Raw genomic sequence first — 3,750 nt, 5'->3', positions numbered from 1 at the left:
CGATAATGAGCAGTCGAACAAAAAATATCACGCATGGGTTCGCAGGACAATCATGAAAAGTGCCCAGGCTCACACTAGGGGGAGCCGGGTCACGACCGAAAAGAGTGCCCGCCTTGCAGTCGGACTAGAGGAGCTCCACGGCAGGCCGATACGCGTCCAACCTGGGATGCGAAGGGTCAAGTTCGGTGACCAGGACATCCACCTCCTCCAGGCCAAGCGCCCGGGCGACCGCTCGAGAGTTCAACTTCGAGGAGTCCACGAGCAGCACCGTAATGTCAGCGTGCTCGTGAAAAACCCGCTTGAGCGCAGCCTCCCCCGCCGTGGCCTCCGAGCTGCCCCATTCCGCGTCCAGGGCAGCCGCCGACGTCATGAAGGCGGAGTAGTGGAGACTTGCCGCCGCCAAAGAAGCATGGGGCCCCACAAAGCTGTCGGTCCGGCGCTCACGGTGGCCGCCCACGAGGACCGGCGTCACGCCCGGCCGGTCTTCGGCCGCGCGAAAGTTCTCCGCGGAGTTCGTCACGACCGTCAGATCGGCCGCGTCGCTCAGCCCAGAAAGCAGCACCCCGATAGTGGATGAGGCATCGAATGCGCAGACCCCTTCGCGGGGAACCAGACACTGGGCTTTCTGCGCGATGAGTCGTTTCGCCGCGGCCTGTTTGCTGCTGCGCTCAGAAAAGCTCTGGGGCTGCAATGGCGCAACCGCACCGCCACGCACCCGTCGCACCTGACCGAGACTCTCCAGATCCCCCAGATCCCGACGCAGGGTCATCTCGGAAACCCCCAGGGTTTCAGCGGCGTCGCTGATCGTAATCCGCCCCTCGGCACCGAGGATTTCTAGAAGGCGAGAACGCCTCGACTCAGCGTCGAGCGACGAGGAAATGGCCATGCCTCGGAATGCTACCGGAGCAGGAGCCCCGGTCCGGACAGATCGATTCAGTGAAGCGTTCTCACCGGCTACTCGACACTCTCCGAGCAGAATCCCCCGTTTTGCAGGCTTGACAGCCTCCTCTTCTTGTGACTACCGTCACAGCATGCCGTGGTTCAATGAACCAAAGTCCCGAAGGGCCAAGTTCTTGGCCCCCGAAAACTAGGAAAGTGCCACATGAGCAAAGCTGGTCCTTACGAAGGCGTCACCTCCTCCCAGGAGGCCATGGAACGAGCAATGACTTCGGGCAACGGAGTCCTGCGCCTAGCTCCCGCCTGGGTGCCTCGGGCGTTCTGCACACCGGGCAAGCGCATCCGCCTGCACCCGAATGACTATTACCCCCTGGGCAAGGACCGCGGCGGAATCGATGAGCGGTGGCTCGCGTCCGCAATCCGCGCGGAGAACGGTCCAAGAACGGACCCCTTCGAGGGCCTGAGCCTGGTGGTGGACCCCGAGGGCGGCGTGATCCCCTTCGACGAGTTCATTGCCCACTTCCAAGACCAGGCCCTTGGAACACTCTGGGATACCCATCAGGGGTGGCCTATGTATTCGAAGTTCTTCGACAACCAGGCGCCTTTGCCTTTCCATATTCACCACCGCGACGAGCACGCAGCACTGGTGGGCAAGCCAGGGAAACCCGAGGCGTACTACTTCCCGCCGCAAATGAACAACCACCTGGGGGAGTTCGACTACACCTTCTTCGGCCTGCATCCCGAGACCACCCGCCAGGATGTACTGGACAAGCTGGAGCAGTTCCTCACCGGTGGCGATAACAACATCACCGCGCTGTCCCGTGCTTACCGGATCACCCTCGGGACCGGATGGGACGTACCTGCCGGCATCCTCCATGCTCCGGCCAGTGTCTGTACCTATGAGCCGCAGGCAGCCTGCGACGTCTTCGCCATGACAGAATCCTGGTCCAACCATCGGGAGGTCCCGGATGAACTGCTGTGGAAGGACGTCCCCGAGGAGCACCACGGGAACTTGGCCTTCGTTGTCGATCTCGTGGACTGGGACCGCAACGTGGATAACCACTTCTACAGCAACCGCTTCACTCCCCCCGTGGAAACTACAGCCTCCTCGCAGGGCCAGGGCTGGACAGAGAAGTGGATCACTTACCGTTCGCCAAGCTTCAGCGCAAAAGAGCTCACGGTACAGCCCGGCTCGTCTGTCGCGGTCGAAGAAACCGATGCCTACGGTCTCATCTGCGTGGGAGGTACCGGGAAAATCGATGGCCAGCCACTGATGTCGGCCACGATGGTCCGCTACGGCCAGCTGACCTGTGATGAGTACTTCGTGACAGCTCCCGCCGCCTCCGCCGGAGTGACTATTCGCAATACACACCCCACGGAAGACCTTGTCATTCTGAAGCACTTCGGCCCGGGGAATCGAGAGCTGGAGCGTGACCGGCTCACCCTGCCCTTAGGGACAGCATGAGCCTCGAATGGGAACTGCCGCACCGAATCTACGGTGCCGATGCAGCAGAGTTACCACGCCGAGTCGGGTCCCTGTCTCAGGTAGCGCGAATCGACCGCTTTATCGAAGAAGAGGGCAAAGCCCGGGGCGCCCGGCGGCTGCGTCTGGTCACTGGCGGTGGTCTTGAGCTTGAGGTTCATCCTGATCGCGCCCTGGACCTCGGCCACGCGACGTTCCGAGGAGTCCCCCTTTCCTGGATCTCCCCCACTGGCATCTCCTCGCCGGCACTGGGTGAGGCCCGCGGCCGCGAGTGGCTCCGCAGCTTCGGCGGTGGTCTCCTCGCGACGTGCGGCCTCGACACGTTCGGGCCGCCGTCAACGAAGGACTCTGCCGAGTACCCGATGCACGGGCGAGTCGGCATCACACCCGCGACGCTAGTCGAAGCCCGGATTCACGATGGAGAACTCGTCATTCGCGGGGAAGTTCGCCAAACGACAGTCTTCGGGGAGAACCTCGTACTTCACCGAACGCTTCGCTCCGCGATTGGCGGCACTAGCTTCACTCTTGAGGACACCGTCACCAACGAAGGTCTCACGGCCGCTGGCCACATGGTCCTGTACCACGTGAATCTCGGGTGGCCGCTGCTGGACGAACACGCCGTTCTCGATGTGAACTCCGCCAAAGTGACGCCGCGGGACGACGACGCGGCAGCGGGTGTCGCCCGCTGGCATGAGATCGAACCTCCCCAGGCGGACTATCGCGAGCAGGTCTTCCTCCATGACGTCAGCCAGACGGCCGCAGGCAGCGCGGTCATAGACAACCCTGCCCTCGACATTCGCTTCACCCTGACCTTTGACACCAAGACGCTGCCGGCACTCCACCAGTGGAAGATGGCAGGCCTCGGACACTACGTCATGGGGCTGGAACCAGCTAATACGGACCAGATCCAAGGTCGAGTCCGGGCCGAGGAATCGTCGGAGCTGCCTCAGCTTCAGGTCGGGGAAAGTGTGAGCTACCGGCTCACGTTCGATTTCGGTCCCTCTCTGAAGAAGGAGACACCATGACAGAAACCCCGACGGACTCAACTCTCGTCATGCGGGGCATCACCAAGTCATTCCCTGGCGTGAAGGCATTGACTGCGGTCGACCTGGACGTTCAGGCTGGCGAAGTTCACGCGATCGTCGGAGAGAACGGCGCAGGCAAATCCACCTTGATGAAGATCCTCGCCGGCGTACATCCGCCTGACGAGGGGACCGTGACCATCGACGGACAGGCGGTACGTTTCGATTCGCCTCTGGCGGCTCGGAAACAGGGCGTCGGAATGGTCTATCAGGAGATCAATCTGGTCCCGGATCTCACCGTGGCCGAGAACATCAGTCTCGGACAACTCCCCAGCTCAGCCGGTGTGG

General features: G+C 62.2%; 4 protein-coding genes. 3 read left to right on the top strand and 1 reads right to left on the bottom strand.

The features are described 5' to 3' along the window. Nucleotides 1-124: 124 nt before the first annotated feature. Nucleotides 125-886: a DeoR/GlpR family DNA-binding transcription regulator gene (locus TX78_RS09395; RefSeq protein ID WP_044495710.1), complete on the bottom strand. Its 762-nt coding sequence runs from the start codon at nt 884-886 to the stop codon at nt 125-127. A 216-nt stretch (nt 887-1,102) separates the two neighbouring features. Here TX78_RS09395 and TX78_RS09390 point away from each other — a divergent pair, with 216 nt between their 5' ends. From TX78_RS09390 to TX78_RS13975, 3 genes are all read left to right on the top strand, one after another. Beyond that, nucleotides 1,103-2,362 (top strand): cupin domain-containing protein, encoded by a 1,260-nt coding sequence (locus TX78_RS09390; protein WP_044495708.1) that lies wholly within the window; start codon nt 1,103-1,105, stop codon nt 2,360-2,362. Beyond that, nucleotides 2,359-3,405: an aldose 1-epimerase family protein gene (locus TX78_RS09385; protein ID WP_044495707.1), complete on the top strand. Its 1,047-nt coding sequence runs from the start codon at nt 2,359-2,361 to the stop codon at nt 3,403-3,405. The genes TX78_RS09390 and TX78_RS09385 overlap by 4 nt, the downstream gene beginning before the upstream one ends. Then, on the top strand, nt 3,402-3,750 hold a 349-nt coding region (locus TX78_RS13975), incomplete at its 3' end, for an ATP-binding cassette domain-containing protein (protein WP_199765270.1). The genes TX78_RS09385 and TX78_RS13975, both read left to right, overlap by 4 nt.

The organism is Nesterenkonia massiliensis (assembly GCF_000455245.1).
Classification (GTDB): Bacteria; Actinomycetota; Actinomycetes; order Actinomycetales; family Micrococcaceae; genus Nesterenkonia; species Nesterenkonia rhizosphaerae.
Note: the sequence above shows the minus strand (reverse complement) of the source record. Positions and strands in the feature narration are given on the sequence as shown.